This is a genomic window from Novosphingobium sp. HNCC26BN242 (assembly GCF_057180525.1).
On sequence record NZ_JBXUGM010000002.1, the window covers coordinates 848,411 to 868,293 of the forward strand.

15 protein-coding genes are annotated in these 19,883 nt (G+C 59.0%); 2 read left to right on the forward strand and 13 right to left on the reverse strand.

Annotated elements, in window-relative coordinates; translation table 11 throughout:
- Window positions 1-5: 5 nt before the first annotated feature.
- The 13 genes from AC2A1F_RS11695 to AC2A1F_RS11755 form a co-directional block, all read right to left on the reverse strand.
- Complete coding sequence (locus tag AC2A1F_RS11695; RefSeq protein ID WP_484208922.1) at window positions 6-1,361, reverse strand: hypothetical protein; 1,356 nt, start codon at window positions 1,359-1,361, stop codon at window positions 6-8.
- The gene (locus AC2A1F_RS11700) at window positions 1,351-1,779 is read right to left on the reverse strand and encodes a GtrA family protein (protein ID WP_484208923.1); all 429 of its coding nucleotides are present in this window, start codon (window positions 1,777-1,779) and stop codon (window positions 1,351-1,353) included. The genes AC2A1F_RS11695 and AC2A1F_RS11700 overlap by 11 nt, the downstream gene beginning before the upstream one ends.
- Window positions 1,779-2,738 (reverse strand): glycosyltransferase family 2 protein, encoded by a 960-nt coding sequence (locus tag AC2A1F_RS11705; protein ID WP_484208924.1) that lies wholly within the window; start codon window positions 2,736-2,738, stop codon window positions 1,779-1,781. The genes AC2A1F_RS11700 and AC2A1F_RS11705 overlap by 1 nt, the downstream gene beginning before the upstream one ends.
- Window positions 2,735-3,817: a GumC domain-containing protein gene (locus AC2A1F_RS11710; RefSeq protein ID WP_484208925.1), complete on the reverse strand. Its 1,083-nt coding sequence runs from the start codon at window positions 3,815-3,817 to the stop codon at window positions 2,735-2,737. Before AC2A1F_RS11710 ends, AC2A1F_RS11705 begins: the two co-directional genes overlap by 4 nt.
- Window positions 3,814-5,760, reverse strand: coding sequence for an SLBB domain-containing protein (locus AC2A1F_RS11715; protein WP_484208926.1), 1,947 nt, complete (start codon window positions 5,758-5,760; stop codon window positions 3,814-3,816). The genes AC2A1F_RS11710 and AC2A1F_RS11715 overlap by 4 nt, the downstream gene beginning before the upstream one ends.
- Window positions 5,760-6,461 (reverse strand): HAD family hydrolase, encoded by a 702-nt coding sequence (locus tag AC2A1F_RS11720; protein WP_484208927.1) that lies wholly within the window; start codon window positions 6,459-6,461, stop codon window positions 5,760-5,762. The genes AC2A1F_RS11715 and AC2A1F_RS11720 overlap by 1 nt, the downstream gene beginning before the upstream one ends.
- On the reverse strand, window positions 6,461-8,314 hold the full coding sequence (locus AC2A1F_RS11725; RefSeq protein WP_484208928.1) for a thiamine pyrophosphate-binding protein: 1,854 nt from the start codon (window positions 8,312-8,314) through the stop codon (window positions 6,461-6,463). The genes AC2A1F_RS11720 and AC2A1F_RS11725 overlap by 1 nt, the downstream gene beginning before the upstream one ends.
- 67 nt (window positions 8,315-8,381) lie before the next feature.
- Window positions 8,382-9,500, reverse strand: coding sequence for an N-acetylneuraminate synthase family protein (locus tag AC2A1F_RS11730; RefSeq protein WP_484208929.1), 1,119 nt, complete (start codon window positions 9,498-9,500; stop codon window positions 8,382-8,384).
- A 67-nt stretch (window positions 9,501-9,567) separates the two neighbouring features.
- Complete coding sequence (locus AC2A1F_RS11735) at window positions 9,568-10,506, reverse strand: NAD-dependent epimerase/dehydratase family protein (RefSeq protein ID WP_484208930.1); 939 nt, start codon at window positions 10,504-10,506, stop codon at window positions 9,568-9,570.
- Entirely contained in the window at window positions 10,503-11,879 is a 1,377-nt protein-coding gene (rfbH, locus tag AC2A1F_RS11740; RefSeq protein ID WP_484208931.1) for a lipopolysaccharide biosynthesis protein RfbH, read from the reverse strand. The genes AC2A1F_RS11735 and rfbH overlap by 4 nt, the downstream gene beginning before the upstream one ends.
- Window positions 11,876-12,979: a CDP-glucose 4,6-dehydratase gene (rfbG, locus tag AC2A1F_RS11745; RefSeq protein WP_484208932.1), complete on the reverse strand. Its 1,104-nt coding sequence runs from the start codon at window positions 12,977-12,979 to the stop codon at window positions 11,876-11,878. Before rfbG ends, rfbH begins: the two co-directional genes overlap by 4 nt.
- Window positions 12,980-13,753 (reverse strand): glucose-1-phosphate cytidylyltransferase, encoded by a 774-nt coding sequence (rfbF, locus tag AC2A1F_RS11750; protein WP_484208933.1) that lies wholly within the window; start codon window positions 13,751-13,753, stop codon window positions 12,980-12,982.
- 232 nt (window positions 13,754-13,985) lie between these two features.
- Window positions 13,986-15,803, reverse strand: coding sequence for an ArnT family glycosyltransferase (locus tag AC2A1F_RS11755; RefSeq protein ID WP_484208934.1), 1,818 nt, complete (start codon window positions 15,801-15,803; stop codon window positions 13,986-13,988).
- Between the two features lie 78 nt (window positions 15,804-15,881).
- Here AC2A1F_RS11755 and AC2A1F_RS11760 point away from each other — a divergent pair, with 78 nt between their 5' ends.
- Both AC2A1F_RS11760 and AC2A1F_RS11765 read left to right on the forward strand, forming a co-directional pair.
- A complete protein-coding gene (locus tag AC2A1F_RS11760) occupies window positions 15,882-18,053 on the forward strand; it encodes a TonB-dependent receptor (protein WP_484208935.1) in 2,172 nt (723 codons plus the stop codon).
- Window positions 18,054-18,225: 172 nt separating this feature from the next.
- On the forward strand, window positions 18,226-19,155 hold the full coding sequence (locus AC2A1F_RS11765) for an alpha/beta hydrolase (protein WP_484208936.1): 930 nt from the start codon (window positions 18,226-18,228) through the stop codon (window positions 19,153-19,155).
- Window positions 19,156-19,883: the final 728 nt, after the last annotated feature.

The following is a 19,883-nucleotide window of genomic DNA, read 5'->3' on the forward strand; positions in this document are numbered from 1 at the left end:
GCAGTTCACGCGTGCTTGCCGAGCCAGTGGGGCAATAGACGCGCGTCACGTAGAAAGCGCTTTCTGACGGTCTGGTCGCTGGCTGTGGCATCTCGCCAGACATCCGCCAGCGTTACCGCGGCGAGGCAATTGCATGCTGCAAACATCGCAACAGGCCGAAGCAATGAGAACAGGCCCAGGCCATATTCCGTGGCAACCCTGCGTCCTCCCAGAAAGCTGTCGCGGAGCATCGGGGGAACGCCAATGGGAATGACGATGTCTTCCGGGATCGACAGCAAATAAGCGATCACAATGGCGCTTATCCGCCCGACACCGCGCCATTTCTCCATCATGATCGAGGCGATCAGGAACATCTCGGTATAGCCGCCTGCCTCCTTTGCCGATGTTGCGACAATGGCTCCGAACAAGATGACGCGGTGGACCGGCACGACTTCGGGCTTAAGGTAGGTTGCCACTAGTGCTGCAATTGCCATGCCTTGCGTCAACAGTGTGTAAGCCGTGGCAAAGACATAGATCAGAACAACCTGCTGGGAACTGAAGACCGAAAAAACCGGGAAGTTTCCCGAAACCAGCGTCTTTACAGGGACGAGGCTGGACGCAAACCACAGGTCGAGTACGCGCTGTGCGCCGAATGTTTCAGAGTAGCCGACGAGATTGCGCAAGATCTGGCTAGGGCTGCCTTCGCCCAGAATGAGCCAGGTGACAAGGTATACTCCAAGGATGGCGATGATGGTGCCTTCGAATGCCAGCCAGCGTCGTTTGGTGAGCGTCGCGAAGACGGAGGCGATCATGTAGATCTTCAGGTTGACCACGACAGCTGCTGCAATCCAGCGAAGACGAGCAGAGGCGAGCAGCGGCCCATAAGCCAGCAGATAAAATGACAGCGCGAGAAAGATCAGATTTCCCCGTTCGAACGCATGCAGGGTAGGGAACCCGAAAATGACGCAAAGGGATCGGGGGATATAGGTTGCCCGGTCAATCTTCCTGAACGTGAATACTGCGACAGGGATCAGCATGGCGTAGAACGAAATCAGCGCGACTTGGCCCAGCCAATCACATTCGCGTACAGGTTCTGATCCATTGTCGACATAGCATTGGCTTATGCCGAATATCTTCATCAGGACGAACGACAGCGGCGGATAGATTGTCCGTTCAACATCGTAGGCACCAAAGTGGTGCGAAAAGTAGCTGAGCGAGAACCAGTCCATCCACGTACCGCTGGGCTCATAGAAGAACGGCTGGCGCAGATATCCATATTCGAAGAAGAACCACGCCACATGGGCGATACCGGCGAATATCGTGAGGACCAGCAGATACTCGACATAGACGTTGTACGGTCGCCGCGCGGTTTCAGTTGCCATCGCGCGCCCGCCTTCGGAACACGAGGTGACGCAGCACAACATAATTTGTCGCCGATACGACCAGCGTTGTCAGCACGCCTCCAAAGTAAGGCGATGCGATCAACTGTGAGAGCGCGAAGAGCACCGCAAGGCTTAGCAGGTAGGAGCCGATGTAGGACGCGACAAAGCGAGATTTGACGGGGTTCGTCCCGGTGAAAACGTGCCGGGAATATGTGAAATAGTTGAAGGCTGTGCCCAGCACATGGGAAAGTGCCTGTGCGGCGAACAGGTTCATGCCAAGCCAGACCAGCAGAGCATAAAGGGAAAAGCCGAACACGGTATTGGCAATGGCGGCCTGATAAAATCGCGCTATCTGCCGCAATTCATGCCAGTTCAGCACGCGCCGTGCCTTGGCAATGAATGTGCCCTTGCCCGGCATCAGGCGTTGCCATGGTCGGTAAAGTTGACCCGTTCGCGTTCTATCACCAGCGGGGTGCGGCGGGTGCGTTCCGAGATGATCCGCACGTTGTCTCCCAGCAGGCCGAGGAACGCAAACAGCAGCGCGAATTCAAACTGTACCACCGATGCGATCAGCCAGCCTGCAATTGGACGGCCAGCAAAAAATGCGATCAAACCGCCTAGCAGCATCAGAACGGTCATCGCGATGCCGAAAGCGCCGATGTACATCGGCACGCGCAGCAGTTTCTTCGATGACCCGGCAAGGGCTGACATTGCAAAATCGAACAGTGCAAAGAAGTTGTTCTTCGATGCTCCAGCCGCACGTGGTGGGCGATTGTAGGCAATCGTTTCGAGCCGATAGCCTGTTTCCACCAGCATGCCGCGGAAAAACGGCTCAGGCTCTGCCAGACCCCGCGTGGCATCAACTACGCGCATATCGTATAGGCCAAAGCCCGTGGCCTGCGGCACGATCGGGTAGTCGCCGAATTTGCTCGCCAGTGCATAGGACAGTTTGCGCAAGGCGGCGTGCAAAACGCTAACCTTTTCTTCGTGACGTACACCCAGCACGATATCTGCCCCCGCGCGCCAGCGTTCGATGAACTGGGGGATCATCGCAGGTGGGTCCTGAAAATCGGCGCAGAGGCCGATAACGGCGCGTCCACGGGCCTGATAGATCGCATGTGTGGGCGAGCGCATCTGGCCGAAATTCCGGCTGTTGACGATCAGCTTGATGCGCAGATCAGCGTCGCAGAGGCGCTTGATGATCGGCACAGTGGAATCGGCGGAATGATTGTCGATGAATATGATCTCGAAGCTCACTTTTGCAGCTTCAAGCTCGTGCACGGCGGCGGCGCAGATCGCTTCAGCGTTCTCCTCCTCGTTGAAGCAAGGAATGATGACCGAGATATCCGGGGTGGTAGCAGATTGCGTTTTCGTCATTGGCTTGCGCGCGATGATGGCGATGGTCTCAACGCGTAGGCTTCGACAGCAAGTGCCAGCAGTGCGATCAGGGCTGCCAGAATGATGAATGGCAGGTTATACTGCCTTTTGCTGTCAACGTACGCAGGCTCGAGAATGCGGACATTGGCATTGGCCGTCATTTCTTCGGCAGACGTGCCTTTCAGATACCGCTGGTATGTATCGTAGAGTGCCTGGGCAAGATCGAGATCGCGGCGCAGCTTGTCCGCTTCGGTGGATTCCCGGACGACGCTGCCGACGGAGTTCACGTCTACCGGAGAGACCGAGCGGGCCTTTTCAAGCTGAGCATTGAGAGCGCTGATTTCTGCAACAATTTGCCGGATTTGCAGGTTGTCTTCGGTAAAGAATTCGCGGGCTGCGTTCAATTGCACCTGCTTGTTCTTGATCTCATTCTCCAGTCTGGGAACACGATCGCCAACAGCCATGATGGCAGCTTGGGGCGAACTGTACCGAGTGCGGAGGCGGAAGGTATCGTAAGCGGCACGCGACTCCGCCAGCCGTTGGCTGGCTTCTTCCACCAACCCGTTTAAGATATTTTTCTTGTAAGTGGTCTGATTTCGAGAAACCTTGCCCAGCTGTTCGCGTACCGCGTCTGCATATTGGCCTACAATTTTTTTGGCCATTTGCGGATCATCATGCTTCATTTCGAATTCGATGATGCCGCCTCGCAAGGCGTAGACATCGACCTTGTCCTGAAGCCAGCGCAGCGTATGCACTCGATCCTTGCCCAAGGTTTGCTCCAGACCGAGTTTATCTGCGACAGACCCGCGCACGTAGTCGCCATTGGCAACTTTAAGGCTGACTTCAATGGCGGCTTGATTGCCAAAGACGCTCTGCACCGCGCCAAGCTGGCCCAAGGTTCCCGACAATCCAAGGCTGCCGGGATCGGTGGGCGTGAGTGATACAACGGCGCGATATCTCTCTGGGAAGAGTGCCAGCACCGCACATACCAAAAAGGCTGTAGCAAAAAGGATGCGGCGCCTTCCCGGAGAGAGCGCGCTGCCAATCATGCTCATCAGGCTTGCGGGGCGCTTGGTCATTGGATTGCAACTGCGGCTGCAGCGCCCAAGCCCAGTTGGAAGATTATCTGGCTGATCGCCGTCAGCCTTTCGAGCAGCGATGTCGATTGGGTTTTTACCGGAACGAAAACCACATCGCCGGGCTGCACGCGCGCGCTCATCGCGCCGCGGCTGCGGGTGACCACATCACCATTGGCGCGCACGACGAAGATCGCACCCTTGTCGCCCGCCCGCTGAACACCGCCAGCCTTTTCGACAATGTCCTTCACGCGCGGCGGATTGGCGACATCCAGCAGAAACGACGCCGGACGGAAGACCGAGCCAAATACACCGACCGTGGGAACAACCGGCGGAATGATCAGCTGATCATTGTTTTCGAGCAGCAGGTCACCGGGGAGCGCATTTGCGCCATAATCGATTGGCAGGACCAGCCGCCCATCGGGTTCGGCACTGCGCAGTTTTTCAAGCATCATGCGACCAGCCAACAATTGATCGGTGCGATTGGCCGCGTTGCTGGCAACAGAGGTGTTGGTAAGCGGCGCAGTGGTGAGGGCCACTTCGAACTGGTCTATGGCCTCTTTCAATGACACGCGCTGCTGGGCTGCGATGCTGCCCCGCGTGAGCTGGGTTCCATAAACATAGGCCCGAGGGGTGAGCCCGCCCGCCATTTCAACCACCGTGGCCAGCGGCGTGTTGGGCGCGACGAAGTAGTTTCCGGGCCGATTCACTTCCCCTTCGATCCGCACGATGACCTGCTGGCGTTCCAACGGCATGATGAGCGATCCTTGGGACAAAACCTGCACGATGTCGCCTGCCTCGATGGTATAGTCGGCGGTTTGCGCATAGGGCACTTCGCGGCTGCCCAGCGTCTGCTTTTCGGACAAGCGATACAGGATCACGCGAGTGGCATCGCCCAGTGCATTGGCGCCGCCAGCAAAACCCAAGGCATCGCCCACGTTTTCAGTGGCCCTCAATTCATAGATGGCCTCTTCATTCACGCTGCCGATGACAGCGGTTTGTTTGCCAACTGGCGGGATGAACAGCACATCTTCGTTCTGCAGCACCGGATCGCGCGAACGGTCACCGCTGCGGATCAGATCATAGAGATCGTAATCAGCCACGACCTGTCCATTGCGGATCAACTGGACCGAACGAAAGCTGCCACCGGCGTTCGGGCCTCCGGCCGCCAGCACGGCGTTGACCAGCGTTGACAGGCTGTTCAGCGAATAGGCACCGGGGCTGCTGGCAAAGCCGGTGACATAGACCCGTAATCCGCGCAGCCGAGGGATGCTGACGCTGACTTCATAGCCGCGATACTGGCGGCCGATGGCGGTGGCGATGCGGCCGCGCACGTCGCGATAGCGCACTCCGGCAAGCGAGACTGGCCCTACCTTTGGGATGGTGATCCGGCCATCGGTATCAACCACGAAATTTGCGCTGCCTTCGACCGAGCCTGTCAGCGAGACGGCAATCGTATCGCCGACATTGATGGGATAGTCTGGCGGAATGGTGGCCTGCGCCGGAACAGCAAAATCGCGTGCGGCCTCGGTCAGCAAGTTGGCACCAAAGCGTGGCACTTTGCGGCCGACAGCGCTTTCGATGTAGCGTTCGTATTCGCCCGGCTTGGCGGGTTTGACGAGGGTTTTGCCCTGCGATTCGAGAATCCCTGTGCCGTTATTGCGGCCAGATGTGCCGTCGGGCCCGGGAGTGGGCGAGGTGCGGCTGCTTTCGGCATCGTTGATGTTGACGGCGGCGTATGGTTCATAGTCCGATCCGCCAACGGCATAGCCTCCTGCAGTGCTGCTTGGCATGCGTGGGTCTTCGCTTTGGCTGACCTGACCAATCGCCAGAGGAGACCCGCTGGGAATATTGATTTGCGCAAGGACCGGACGTTGCGGCAGCACCAGTGATGCCATGCAGACGAGGGCCATCATGGCAGCCCGGCTGAGATACAGCGTGTTCATCATGCGGTCCTGACTGTGACTTGCAGGCCTGATCCGGCCAATGGCTGTTGTGCGACAAGCATGGCGGCCAGATGAGCGAACGATGAAAACCGGGCATGGAACGGGTAGCGGCCTGCTGTTACCGGACCATAGCCACCATCGAAGCTGATGAACCGGCAACCCGCAGCCAGTGCAGCAAGGCCATCAACATCGCTGTCGCCCACGATGATCGCATCGCGCGGTTCGCAATTGGGGGCGATGGTGACGAGGGCCATCTGCAGCGGCAGGGCGGATGGTTTGGGTGCAGTGCATGTGTCGCCCCCGATAATTGCGCCAAACAGGCCATAGAGGCCGACTTGGCGCAACAGACTGCGAGCAAGGGCTTCCGGCTTGTTCGTCACGACGGCCATTGGATGCCCGGCAGCACGCAGCGCCTGTAGTGTGTCGCCCACCCCCGGATAGAGATCGGTGTGATCAGCGGGCTGTGCGACAATAGCGGAGCGGAATGCAGCCAAATCGGCCTGTGGATCACCAGCCAGATCGCCCAGCACCGTTGCTACCAGCACGTCAGCGCCTTGGCTGACCAGCGGGCGTACGTGTTCTGGCCTGACATGGTCGCCGCCGCGTTGGTCCATCACCATGGTCAGCGCAGCGGCGATGCCACGCGCACTGTCCACAAGTGTGCCGTCAAGATCGAAGAGGAGGGGCGCAGGGGCTGGCATCAGCTCATCGGCGCAATCAGCATGTTCGCCATGAATTCGTCCCGGGGAAGAAACGGGGCAAGATCCTCGAGCGGGGCGGTGACCATCGTGCCATCATCAAGGCGGCGCGATGAAAGCTTGGGCGAGAAGGCCTGCTCCTTGTCGACCATGATTTCGCAGATTGCCGGGCCATCGGCGACCAGTGTTTCGGCAATCGCCGCGCGGATATCGGCGTGGTCGCTGGTGCGGCGGTAGGCAAAGCCGAAGGCGGTGGCGATTTTTTCAAAATCGGGGAAAGTAACGCCGGAATCCGGCCCGCAGCCTACCGAAAAGCCGGCAAAATGTGCTTGCTGGGACTGACGGATCGAGTGGTAGCCGGAGTTGTTGTAAAGAAAGATTTTGGCGGGAATCTTCTGGCCGACGATGGTCTGCAATTCCTGTAGGTTCTGCATGATGGAACCGTCACCGGCCATGCAGATTACGCGGAGTGATCCGGCGGGCATGGCATGCCAAGCGCCGATGGTTGCCGGAAGATCATAACCCATGGAAGCCGCGCCCGAGTTGGAATAGAGGCGCTGCCCCTGCTTCAGGCGGGCGGCCTGCACGGTGACTACGGCTGCCGTGGCATCGGCCATCACGATCACGTCATCTTCGGAAAGCTGGTCAAACAGCGCCTCGGTGAAGCAATAGGGGTTCACCACGCCTTTCGTGTCCCAGTATTCGGGCAGCACCGGATGGTATTTGCGGCGGCGCTCGATTGCCCAGTTCAGGTAGTTGCGGTGGGGAGCCGGGGTGGAATATCCGGCAAGTGCGCGCTCCATCGCAGGCAGGAACTGCTTCAGGTCGGCATGGATAGGCATGTCGATCGAAAGGGTGGGTTTGGCGAGTTCAGCCGCATCGACATCAACCATGATCTTCATTGCTGCACGCGCGAAGGACGCATAGTTATAGCTGATCTGGCGGATGTTCAGCCGGCAACCCAGCACCAGCACACAGTCTGCGTTCTGTACGGCAAAGTTGCCCGCGCGATCACCCACAGTTCCGGGACGCCCGACATAGAGCGGGTGATCTTCTGCTATCAAATCCTGCGCGTTCCACGCCGGAGCCACCGGAATGCCCAGCATGTCGGCCACGCGCAGGAAAGTTTCGTATTCGCCACTGATGCGGATGCCGGTGCCGGGAAGCAGAACCGGTCGTTCCGCCGCGGCGATGGCTGCTACAACCTGCCGGGCGGCAGCATCCAGTGCCGGACCTTGAAGCCAGCCATATTCGGCGGGCAGGGCGAAGGGTCGGCCATAGCCTTCGCGCACCGGATCAAATCCACGCAGGACCGAAGGGTCAATCGGCGCGGCCTGCACATCGATTGGAATATCGAGCCAGACTGGGCCGGGCCGACCGGTTTCGGCCAGCCACAATGCTTTTTCGACAAGATAGCGGATATCAAGGGGATCGGTGACAGTAACCGCAAACTTCGTGATCGGGGTGACCATCGAGACGATGTCCACTTCCTGATCGCCAAGCTGACGCAGGCGCACCGGCGCGCGGCTGGCCAGAGTCTCGCGCTTTACCTGACCCGACACAACGAACATCGCGATGGAATCGGTGAAGGCACCATGCACGCCGTTGAGCGCATTTATGGCGCCGGGCCCGGTCGTTACGTTGACGGCAGCAAGGCGGCCGGAAAGCCGGGTGTAGCTTTCGGCCGCCATGGCGAGCGCCTGTTCGTGATGGCAGCACACATATTGCAACCCATCCACGCGGCCCATCGCATCATTCAGGTGCATAGCCCCGCCGCCCGTGAGCATGAAGACATGGCGCACGCCGTGCTGGTGCAGGCGCTGAGCAACGTAATCAGACAAGCGAACGGTGGGCATTTGTGGCAATTCCTGAAGCAGCGGCCTCGTGTCGGGCCTTGCACTTTTGATTGGTCGGTATGCGCCGTCAGCCGACAGCCGTGGCCACATGCGCCGATGCTGTGGGGGCAAGGCCGCGTGTGGGGACCAGATTTCGGACTTCGATGTCGCTGCTGTAGGGGGCCTCGATGGCCTCAAGCAGGACCGGGGCGTGGGCCGTGAGCGGAGCCTTGGTCCTTTCACCGCTTTCGAATTCGCGCGTGGAAATCTGTCCCTGCAGCAGCGGAACGGCGAGAAACACGTCGTCCTCGGTCAACACGTGGCCTGCGGGGACATCGTGCTTGAGATAGACGCCGCGCACCAGTGCATCGAGATATTCGCGTTCTTCTGCAGGAACTTCCCGGCGCACGTAGGGCGAACCCCCGCACATTTCCTTGGCTGTCAAAAAGGCCTTGAACCAGATGTCGGCCTGTTCCGGCCTGGTGCAATACGCGCTGACGGGCACGCCCTCGTAATCAATATCGATGTGCCGTTCGAATGTGCGGGCACCTTTGCCATAAGCGATCAGGATGGAATCGTGCCAATCGCGTTGTTCGTGCGTGGACAGGCCAATCGTGACGCCGGGATAGCGAGCCCGCAGATAATCGATCTGGTTCAGTTCGAGATCGCTGTCCTGCGAGGGATAGAGCGAAACGCAGTGGTTGAGAGCGAAGGGGATGTCGCGAGACGTGAAGAAGGACACCAGCTTGTCGATGTGGTGTTCGGCCGCGCCGCCTGATGATGCAATCACGGGCTTTCCGGTTGAGGCGATCGTGCGCAACAAGGTCTTGTCGCGGATATCGGAGCTGGCAATCTTAAGGATGTCGACGCCGAATTCGACGCATTTGTCGACGGAGGCTTCATCGAAAGGCGTAACCATCGTCAACATGCCGCGGTCGCGCACCGCATCCACCATTTTGCGCAGGTTCTCCCACGGCATCTGCGTGGCAAGCGTTTTCTTGATATAGCGGACGTCCGACAGGTCGCGATAAGCGGGGTGAATGAAGCTGTCGACATCGCGGAACTGGAGCTTGATTGATGCCTTTATGCCATTGCGCGCTACCACTTCGGCAAAATCATCAATGATCTTGAGCCCGCGTTCGAGCTTTCCCCAATGGTTGTTGGCAAGTTCGAGAACGAACAAGTCTTCGAAAATTTCTTGAGTCATGGTCTTACCGGCTTTCTTGTATTGTCTCGCGAATTCTGCGTTCGCGTTTAGTGGTGCAGGTGGCTGATCATGGGTTTGCCAACCATTGCTGCGTATCTTCGATGCAAGCTGCCAATGGCCGAAGCGTATGGCCTGTTTCGATGGCCAGTACTTTCGTCTGCGGAAAATCGCCGAGGTAGGCGCTCGGCTCGGCGGTATCCAACGGGCCGCGAGTGATTGTTACAGAGCCGCCGACTTGCTTGGCGATGGCCATGGCCAGATCGTCCATCTCGACAATCTGCGCGCCGCAAAGATCGATTGGCGTGTGCCGTCCGATGCCGCCGATTGCAGCATTCAACATCAAACCGCACAGATCATCGACATGAAGGAAGGAGCGGAAAATCGGCACGCGGGCTGCAATGGTGATCGAGCGCTGTTCCATTGCTTCGATCAGCATGTTCGAAAGGGCGTAGGCGCCGACCTTGTTGATATAAGGCCCGGCAAGATTGAATATCCGCCCGGCAATGACCGGGATGCCGTTGCGCCTTCCCCAGTCGAGAAAGCGGGCTTCCTGACGAAGCTTGGCCAAGCCGTAAGGATGTAGATCCATGCCTTGTGCGGCGAGCTTGGCTGCGCCGGATGATGCCACAAAAAGGCTGACGGGGCGGCTGGCATCGATGGCGGCCATCAGCGCATCGTCGATGGCAAGGTTGGCATCAATGAAGTGCCGCTCGCCCAGTTGATCGGCCTTTTCCTTGGTCAGATAAGCAAGGTGAAAGACATGCGCGCCAGCGACATCCTCGGGCGTGATGGTCTTGAGCGCGCGGACGTGCAAAGCCTCGCCCCACGGAAGCATCATCTCACGCTCGGTCGAAGCGAAGGCGATGACCTGTCTTGAAAGGCTGCGCGCTTCATTGTCTGGGCCCAGGCGGTTCGCCAGATGCGCCAGCATCGCCTGTCCGATCCAGCCCGAAGGCCCGGTCAGGACGATGCGTATATGTGGATCAAGGCGCAGTGCAGGCTTCAACGGCTACGGTGCCCTGCAGTATATTTGGCCAGCACATCAGACATATAGCTGAGGTGATCTTCGGTAAGACCTGGATAGACGCCGATCCAGAAAGTGTTGGTGGTGACCAGATCAGCATTGGTCAGATCACCGACCACGCGGACATTGCGGCCTTTCATGTACGGCTGATGCAGCAGATTGCCGCCGAACAGCAGGCGAGTGCCAATCTTCATTTCATTGAGATGTTGCACCAGATCTTCGCGATCGATCCCGCTTCCCGGCCGGATCGTGATCGGAAAGCCGAACCACGACGGATTGCTACGCGGTGTGGCTTGCGGAAGAATGAATACATCCTCAAGCGGGGCAAGCAGCGCTTTGAGGCTTTCGAAGTTGCGCTGGCGGGCGGCAATGAACCCGTCAAGGCTTTCCAGCTGGGCAAGACCTACGGCAGCCTGCATGTCGGTGATCTTCAGGTTATAGCCGACATGGCCGTACGTGTATTTGTGATCATAGCCGACCGGGAGGGTGCCAAGGCGGCGGGCAAAGCGTTTGCCGCAGGTGTTATCCTGCCCCGGGGCGCACCAGCAATCGCGGCCCCAATCACGGATTGATTCGACCACCCGCTTGAGCCGCGGCTTGTCGGTAAACACCGCGCCGCCTTCACCCATGGTGATGTGGTGGGCGGGATAAAACGAAAGTGTGCCGAGATGGCCAAATGTGCCGACAGGCTTGCCATCATAGGTTGCGCCAAGGGCATCGCAGGTGTCTTCAACCACCCACAGATTGTATTTTTCCGCCACACGCATCACTTCGGCCAGGTTGAACGGGTTGCCGAGCGTATGAGCGATCATGATGGCGCGGGTCTTTTCCGAGACAGCCGCTTCGATCATTTCAGGCTTGATGTTGTAGGTGGGAATATCAACGTCGACGAAGACCGGGACGAGGCCATACTGGAGCGAGGGGTTGACCGTGGTGGGAAAACCTGTGGCCACCGTGATCACTTCATCGCCCGGTTTGAGCGCTTCGGATCGGTGATAGTGCGAGGTGAGCGCAGCGAGCGCGAGAAGGTTGGCTGAGGAGCCCGAATTGGTGGTCAGTGCGTGGGCCACTCCCATGCGTGCAGCCAGCTTTTGTTCGAATTCCGTGTTGTAGCGACCAGTGGTCAACCACATGTCGAGGCTGGCATCGACGAGGTTGGCAAGTTCGCGCTCACCCACGACTTTGCCCGAAACCGGCACCATGCTTTCGCCGGGGATGAATGTGCGGGGCGCGTGATACCGGCGGGCATATTCGCCCGATAGAGAGACGATCAATTCACGCAATTGGGCTTCGTCGGTGGTGCCGACGGCAGTGTTTACCAGTGTGTCGAGGGATGCGGTCAGTGTGCTGGTCATGCCGTTATAGCCACCCGGTCAAATTGGTTGAAACATGCCCGGTATTCTTCGAGCTGCTGGAAGGTCACAGTGCGGGCATCAGCGCCTGAGAGGACGCTTTTGTGCCAGGCCACGATGCGCCCCAGCGCTTCATCGAGCCGCCAGACCGGGCGCCAGCCGAGCGTGCTACGGGCCTTTGCGCAATCGAGCGTGAGCAGGTTTGCTTCATGCGGGCCGGATGCGATTTCGGGACTATCCCAACCGCGTGCACCCCATGCTTGCGTCAATCGATCAGCGATCCAGGCCACGGGCCTTGTGTCATCTTCGGCCGGACCGAAGTTCCATGCGCTGGCGGCCCAATCGTCGCCATTGGCCAATGCTTGTGCGATCAACAGGTAACCGCCCAAGGCTTCGAGCACGTGTTGCCAAGGGCGCACTGCAGCCGGATTGCGAATGAAAGGCATGCGATTGGCAGCAAGGGCGCGGATGATATCGGGGATCAGGCGATCTTGTGCCCAGTCACCCCCGCCGATCACGTTTCCTGCCCGCACCGAAGCGATCAGTGGTGCGCCCGCGTGGCTGAAAAAACTGCGCCGGTAGGCGGCGATCACCAGTTCTGCCGCACCCTTGCTGGCAGAATAGGGATCATGCCCGCCCATCGGATCACTCTCGCGATAGGGCCACACCCATTCGCGGTTTTCATAAGCCTTGTCCGATGTAATGCAGACGATGGCCTGCAGACCTTGCACCTTGCGGCAGGCTTCCAGCACGTGGACAGTGCCCTGAACATTGGTAGCAAATGTTTCTACCGGCTGATCGTAGGACAGCCGCACGAGTGGCTGTGCGGCCAGATGGAAGACCACCTCGGGCGCTGCCTGATCGACCGCCCGGCGCACCATTTCCAGATCGCGAATGTCGGCTTCGTGATGGTGGACCAACCCTTCAATCCGGGCCTGACGGAACAGGCTGACGGGTTCAGCCGGGAGCGACAAGCCGGTAACCTGCGCTCCCATCTGTTTAAGCCAGAGCGCCAGCCAACTGCCCTTGAAGCCGGTGTGCCCTGTCAGGAGCACACGACGTTTGTTCCAGAACCCTGAATCGTGAACGACTGGCACTGGCACTTACCAGACTTTCCAAGGGGCTGTGCCCTCTGCCCACAGGCGTTCGAGCAACTGACGGTCTCGCAGCGTGTCCATTGGCTGCCAGAAGCCGGCGTGGTGAAAGGCAACCAGTTCGCCGCTACGGGCAAGTGTCTCCAGCGGGCCTTGTTCCCAGATCGTGCCCGGCTCTTCGATCAGATCGATCACTGACGGGTCGAGCACGAAAAAGCCGCCGTTGATGAGCCCGCCGTCTCCGGCTGGCTTTTCCATGAAGTCGGTAACGCGGTTGCCCTTGAACTGCAGCGCACCAAACCGGCCCGGGGGCGCGACGGCAGCGATCGTGGCCTTCTGGCCATGGTCTTTGTGAAAGGCAATTTCGGCAGAGATATCAATGTCTGCCACGCCGTCACCGTAAGTGAAGCAGAACGGCTCGCCTTCATTCAGATAACTGCGCACGGCCTTAAGGCGTCCACCGGTTTGCGTGGTGGGACCTGTATCGACCAGTGTGACTTTCCACGGCTCGCTTTTGGCGCGGTGAACCTGAATGCTGTTGTCCGACAGATCGATCGTGGCGTCGGCGGCGTGAAGGAAGTAGTTCGCAAAGAACTCTTTAATTACATAGCCTTTGTAGCCAAGACAGATCACGAAATCATTCACGCCGTGCGCGGCATAGAGTTTCATGATGTGCCAGAGGATGGGCATCCCGCCAACATCGACCATAGGCTTTGGGCGGAGTGAGGTTTCCTCACCCAGACGCGTCCCCAATCCGCCAGCAAGGATAACCGCTTTCGTCAACAGTGCCTCGCACAAACAGTTGCTTCATCGCTACCGATGGATGTTGCACTGCGAATAAGTTTTGAGGTCTGAAATGCAAATAGCTATTGGTTCGGTTTGGTGTGAAAGAAAGTGAGATTTCAATTATTCCAAAAGATTCTTTCAATAACACGTAAAAAAATAAGTCGGATTTGAACCTTCAACACTACCCATTACCGATATTTATTTATCCACATCGGAATTGGAACAAACTCTATTGATATTGGATTATTCTTGTAAAAGGCCCATGCGATCGGCAATCAGAAGGGTGGAACGTGGCTTTTGTTTTTCCACCAAGGATGAGCTTTCGATAGGCGGCTGCTTGCGCCGGGAAGCGATCCTTTTCTGCAAAGTAGCGATCCGCTTGCGTGATTATGGCAAAGTCCGATCGGCAACTGCGGGCAAGGTTTGGATCGACAGTGCCATAATCAACATTTGACCGGTCACCTCTGGCCTCTTCAATTTTGGCGTAATCAATCTTGCCTGCCAGCATGGCCCTGGCATCGACGCATCCAGCTTTTCCGAGCGGGAAGAGAATCCGCCAGGGTTTGTCATAAAGGTCGAAGCCAAAGTGTTCGATCAGAACAGTGGATCCCGGTGGAATATGATCTGCGGCCCAGCGCGAAGCCAACTGGCGCGTGTCATTTGCCCGCGCCCTAGCTTGCTGCGTTGCTGTGATGGCCGGCGGCAGGGCTATGATGATCATCAGCGCTGTGATGATCATTGCATTGTGGCCATGCCGGTTACCAAAGCGTCTGCCCAGCCATGCTGCAATTCGCAGGATACCAACGGCCGCCAACAGCGCCATGATGGGAAGCAGTGGCAATGCCCAGCGCTCCCAGACAAGGCTTTGCGAAACAAGCACAAGGACAAATAGCGCCAGGACCGGCAACAGGGTGATCCGCGCAGCATAAAGGTGGAATGACAAGGCCAGCCCGACGATTGACATCATTGTGCCGCTCCAGCCTAGTGCGACTAGGAATGGCCCTTTCAAGTACCAGATCGCGTTGTATCCCGGCGATCCCCCCGTCGCGCCAAGATGCTGCTGCTGCGCCTCGCCCAGAAGATTGCGTATGACCACATCGTGGGTGAGCACAAGATAGGGCGAGATGAGCAGGAGTGTCGAAAGGGTCACCCCGGAAAACACTATGGCGCGAACCACTGTTTGCCGGGATGATGCCGATCCTGCGCGAAATTCGCTGATAAGCACGGTCAGCATGGCTGATCCGGCAATCGCAAAAGGCCATTTGGTTGCCACAGCAATGCCAAGCCAGGTTGCACTAACTACCAGTGCGCGCAACGACCCGTCGCGGGCGTATCGCAGGGTTGAAATAAGGCACAGCAGCATGAAGGCGCAGGCCATCATGTCTGACCGGATCACTTGTGACCATTGCACTGCAACCGGGCTGATTGCGAGGATCAGGGCGGCTACAAGACCTGTCCTGCAATCCCACAGCATCATTCCCAAGCGCGCCGTCAAACCTACAGTCAACACACCGAACGCAGCCATCAGGACGCGGCCGGGCAGGACAATCAGCGTGGGATCGGCGAAAACCGCATCCGCAAATTCACGCTGCGATTGATACCAGCCCAGCAGCCGGCCGACGGCAAAAGTGGCCACGTTGGCAAGGGCAAGGCCGTACATAGTCGTCGTGGCCGGATGTCCAAACCAGCCAGGGTTGAGCGTGCCCGTGCGCAGCATGCGCAAGGCACCAAGTTCAAACATCAGTTCATCCGGGTCGTTTACCGCAGGCAGGCCAAAGCCGATGTGATGAAGCCGAAACAGCGCCGCAACCAGCAAAATGACAACCAGCAAGAAGCGCGGTTTCAAGAGCATCGGTACCAAGTTTAGCAAGAAATACACACCAATCTTCAACGACCGGCCTGCTTGGGCCATTGGCGTAGCGGTACATTTGGATTTCTGCAGAGTTGATCGCTTCGGATCGGAGCAACTTGTGGCGCGGCGCGCCGACCGAGTGTCGCCAGATGGTCGGAATCCTTCCATCTTTTTTGTTATGATATCTTGTATCAATACAACGAAGCCGTTATGCGGCCCGGCGGCGCGCTACGCCTGGTTGTCAATAAAGCTCTTCCGAAAGGTCAGGATTTCATGCGTTTGATCGCTCTGCTCGCAGGTTCGGCCATTGCCGGCCTAGCCACCGCATCCCATGCTTATGCTGCTGAGGCACCTACCGCAGTCGCTGCGGCAGAATCTGAACAGACTGCCAAGGGGGTCGATGGGCGGGCTGATGGTCACTCCGTTACATCCACCGAAATCGTGGTTTCTGCTCCTTATGAACGGGATCGGCAGGTCGTGGCCACCGCCGTTACCGTGCTGCAGGGCGACGATCTGCAATTGCAGCAGCGGTCTACCATTGGCGAGACGCTGGCGCGGCAGCCCGGCGTATCGTCCACGTTCTTTGGCCCCAATGCCTCGCGCCCGATCCTGCGCGGGCTGGATGCAGAGCGGGTGCGCGTGCTGACTGATGGGATCGGCAGCTTTGACGTGTCCAACACTTCGGTCGACCATGCCGTGGCGGTGAATCCGCTGCTGGCGGACCGGATCGAGATTTTGCGTGGGCCTGCCGCGCTGCTCTATGGCTCGGGCGCGATTGGTGGCGTGGTGAACATGCGCGATCTGCGCATCCCGCGTGAAGTGCCCGAAGCAGGGCCGCACGTGGATGCCGTGGCGGGCGTCGCCTCGGCAGCGGAGGAGCGCAACATTGCCGCCTCGGTCAATGCACCGCTGGGTGGCGGGTTCGTGGCGCATCTGGATGGCAGCTTCTTTGAATCGGGCAATTACCGCACCGGGGGCTTCGTGTTCAGCCGGAACCTGCGCGATGAAGCTGCCGAAGAGGGCGGCGAAGTGGCCGAAGAGGCGCAGGCGCGCGGGCGTTTGGGCAATACGGCGGCGCGCACGTGGGACATTGCGGGTGGCCTTGGCTGGATCGGGCAGGATGGTGCGAACTTCGGCTTTGCGGTGAGCCATCTGGAAAACCGCTATGGCATTCCGAACGGCCTTGAGATCGAACATCACGATGAGCATGGCGAAGATGAGGACCATGATCATGATCATGAGGAAGATCATGACCACGAAGAGGGCCACAGCCACGAAGACATCACGCTGAACATGCGCCAGACCCGCGTCGATGTGCGCGGTGCGGTGCCGCTGGGTGGTGCGTTCAAGGAACTGAAGCTGCGCGGCGGCTGGGCCGATTACCGCCATGATGAGATCGAATCGACGGGTGAGATCGGCACCAGCTTTTTCAACAGGAGCTGGGAAGCGCGCGTGGAACTGGTGCAAGCTGAACAGAACGGCTGGCAGGGAGCCAGCGGCGTACAGTATTTCAGCCGCAATTTCAGCACGGTGGGCGAAGACTATATCCCGGCCAACGAAACGCGGCAGATTGGCCTGTTCACGCTGCAGGAGTTCGATCTGGGCGTTGCGCGGCTTGAAGGCGGTGCGCGGTACGAGCATACCAATATAAAATCTGCCCTGATCGGACGTGAACGCACATTCGATTCGATCTCGGTTTCGCTCGGTGGCTCAGTCGATCTTGGCAGTGGCTTCCGTCTGGCACTGAGCGGCGCGCGCAGTGAACGTGCGCCAGCAGCAGAAGAGCTGTTCGCCAATGGTGCCCATGCCGCCACACGCGCGTTCGAAATCGGCAATCCCGATTTCCGCAAGGAGCGCCAGCTGGGCGCAGAAGCCGTGCTGCGCGGGCGCGGTGATGGCTGGCGGATCGAAGTGGCGGGCTTCATCAACCGGTTCGACAATTACATCTTCCTCAATCCGACCGGAGAGGAAGAGGATGGACTGGACGTGTTCCAATACACGCAGGTTGATGCGCGCTTCTATGGCTTTGAAGTGGAAGGCGCGGTCACGCTGGCGCAGACGGGCGATACGAAGGTGGAGGCCACGGGACTGGTCGATTACACGCGCGCCGATGTGCTGAACGGGGGCGGCGCGGTGCCGCGCATTCCGCCGCTGCGCCTGATCGGCGGGCTGCAGGCCGGCGGTGGTGACATCGGCGGCCGTGTGGAAGTGGAACATGCCACCGCGCAACGCCGCATTACCGCGTTCGAAACCGAGACTCCGGCATGGACGATGGTCAACGCCAGTGTTTCGTGGAAGCCGTTTGGCGCTGCGTCACCGACCACGCTGATGCTGCAGGCGAACAACATCTTTGATGTGGAGGCACGCCGCCACACCAGCTTCCTCAAGGATGTGGCCCCGCTGTTCGGCCGCGATTTCCGGCTGAGCGCGCGGTTTAGTTTCTGACGCGATGACTTTGGATTGACCCAACCCCCGTTCGGGTCGAAGTCGAGACACCGCGCGTGGTGTCTCGACTTCGCTCGACACGAACGGGAGTTGCGTTGGTCTGCGGTTCACCCATCGTAAAGCTGACCGCGCGCAGTTTTCGCTCGAAGGTCAGGGACGGTGAGGTGATCTTATGGCAAAAGCATGGTTGGCCGGGCTGCTGGGCGTGGCGGTCCTTTCTGTCGGTATTGCGCAAGCGCAACCCGGTGAGCGGCTGCGCGAGCGGATTGCCAAACGCATGGAGCAGCGCGCGCAGGGCGAGGGCCAAAAGCGCCGCGCTCCGGGCGCGCAGACGCTGAGCTATGGCAGCGATCCGGCGCAAGTGCTGGACCTCTGGGTCCCGAAGGGCGCGAATGCTGCACCGCTGGTGCTTTATGTCCACGGCGGCGGGTGGAAGCGCGGGAGCAAGGACACCGCGATGGGCAATGCGCTGCCGGGGCATCTGGTGGGGCAGGGCTATGCCTTTGCCTCGATCAATTACCGGCTGGTGCCGCAAGCCACGGTGGAGCAGCAGGCCAGCGACGTGGCGCAGGCGCTGGCCTTCGTGCTGGGCAAGGCGGCGGGCTTGGGGATCGACCGCAGCCGCGTGGTCATCACCGGCCACAGCGCGGGCGCGCATCTGGTGGCGCTGGTGGGCACGGACGAGCAGTATCTGCGCAAGGCGGGGCTATCGTTTGCCGATGTGGACGGCGTGATGCCCAATGATGGCGCGGCCTATGATGTGCCCAAACAGATGGCGCAGGCGGGCCGGTTCATGGGTGAAACCTACAAGCAGGCCTTCGGCACCGATCCAGCGCGGCAGAAGGCGCTTTCGCCTGTGTTCCATGCCGCCGCCCCCAACGCACCGCGCTTCCTGCTGCTGCACGTGCAGCGCGAGGATGGCGTGGCGCAGGCGGGTGAACTGGCGGCGGCCCTGAAACGCGGCGGATCGAGCGTGGAAGTGGGCAGCTTTCCGGGCAAGGGCCTGCAGGGCCACGCCGAGATCAACCGCAAGCTGGGCGAACCGGACTATGCGGCGACGCCGGTTATGGATGCCTGGTTGAAGGGAGTGTTTGGGGTGTAGGTTTGGTTCGACCAAACCCTCGAACAAACCTTCCGTCGCCCCGTGCTTGACACGGGGCTTGGCTTCCCTTGCGACCTCACGTTTGGCACAACAGCCCGATGGCGCTGATCGAGGCGGAAAATCCCGATTGGCTGGACCTTTGGGACCAGCGATATCCGGTGGTGGGAGCGCAACAAGGCCACGCTGAAAGGTAGCCAAGCCCCGTGTCAAGCACGGGGCGACGAGGATGTGGATTTTTTCTTGTAGGCAACGTCCGCCACCGCGTCGGTTGGAAGAAATCAGGTTTTGGCGAAAGAACTGCCGACGTTGCCGAGTCGATTTCAAGATCGCGCCGGGTGGATCAAAATGACTGTTGATGGATGGTAGGCGGACCCTAGTTCAGTTTTTGATGTCTTCGAGCAATCCGTCGACAGAAATGTCTAACGAGCTTGTACGACACTAGCGCAGGTAAACACCAAACGGTCATAAAGAAAAGGCTGACCACTACTGAGAGGCCAATCACGTACAAATCCGTAATCTGCTCCATGATCAGAACGTATATCACCATGAATACGGGAACTAGGCCAAGCGCTGTCGCGCACAATTTTCTGAGCCGATCTTTGGGAATAAGGGCTATTGCGCTGCCGCCGACGAGCGCGATTCCGATCGTGTAACCGAGTATCTGAGGGTAGGCTGAGTAGTCGTTGCTATACATGGCTTGGGTCGACCACCTCCGACAATGCTTATGC

What these genes read in the sequence shown, in the direction of transcription:
- AC2A1F_RS11730 (WP_484208929.1), bottom strand. Translation starts at nt 9,500, where the DNA reads ATGACTCAAGAAATTTTCGAAGACTTGTTCGTTCTCGAACTTGCCAAC.
- AC2A1F_RS11700 (WP_484208923.1), bottom strand. Translation starts at nt 1,779, where the DNA reads ATGCCGGGCAAGGGCACATTCATTGCCAAGGCACGGCGCGTGCTGAAC.
- rfbH (WP_484208931.1), bottom strand. Translation starts at nt 11,879, where the DNA reads ATGACCAGCACACTGACCGCATCCCTCGACACACTGGTAAACACTGCC.
- AC2A1F_RS11710 (WP_484208925.1), bottom strand. Translation starts at nt 3,817, where the DNA reads ATGACCAAGCGCCCCGCAAGCCTGATGAGCATGATTGGCAGCGCGCTC.
- AC2A1F_RS11720 (WP_484208927.1), bottom strand. Translation starts at nt 6,461, where the DNA reads ATGCCAGCCCCTGCGCCCCTCCTCTTCGATCTTGACGGCACACTTGTG.
- AC2A1F_RS11705 (WP_484208924.1), bottom strand. Translation starts at nt 2,738, where the DNA reads ATGACGAAAACGCAATCTGCTACCACCCCGGATATCTCGGTCATCATT.
- AC2A1F_RS11725 (WP_484208928.1), bottom strand. Translation starts at nt 8,314, where the DNA reads ATGCCCACCGTTCGCTTGTCTGATTACGTTGCTCAGCGCCTGCACCAG.
- AC2A1F_RS11760 (WP_484208935.1), top strand. Translation starts at nt 15,882, where the DNA reads ATGCGTTTGATCGCTCTGCTCGCAGGTTCGGCCATTGCCGGCCTAGCC.
- AC2A1F_RS11715 (WP_484208926.1), bottom strand. Translation starts at nt 5,760, where the DNA reads ATGAACACGCTGTATCTCAGCCGGGCTGCCATGATGGCCCTCGTCTGC.
- AC2A1F_RS11695 (WP_484208922.1), bottom strand. Translation starts at nt 1,361, where the DNA reads ATGGCAACTGAAACCGCGCGGCGACCGTACAACGTCTATGTCGAGTAT.
- AC2A1F_RS11765 (WP_484208936.1), top strand. Translation starts at nt 18,226, where the DNA reads ATGGCAAAAGCATGGTTGGCCGGGCTGCTGGGCGTGGCGGTCCTTTCT.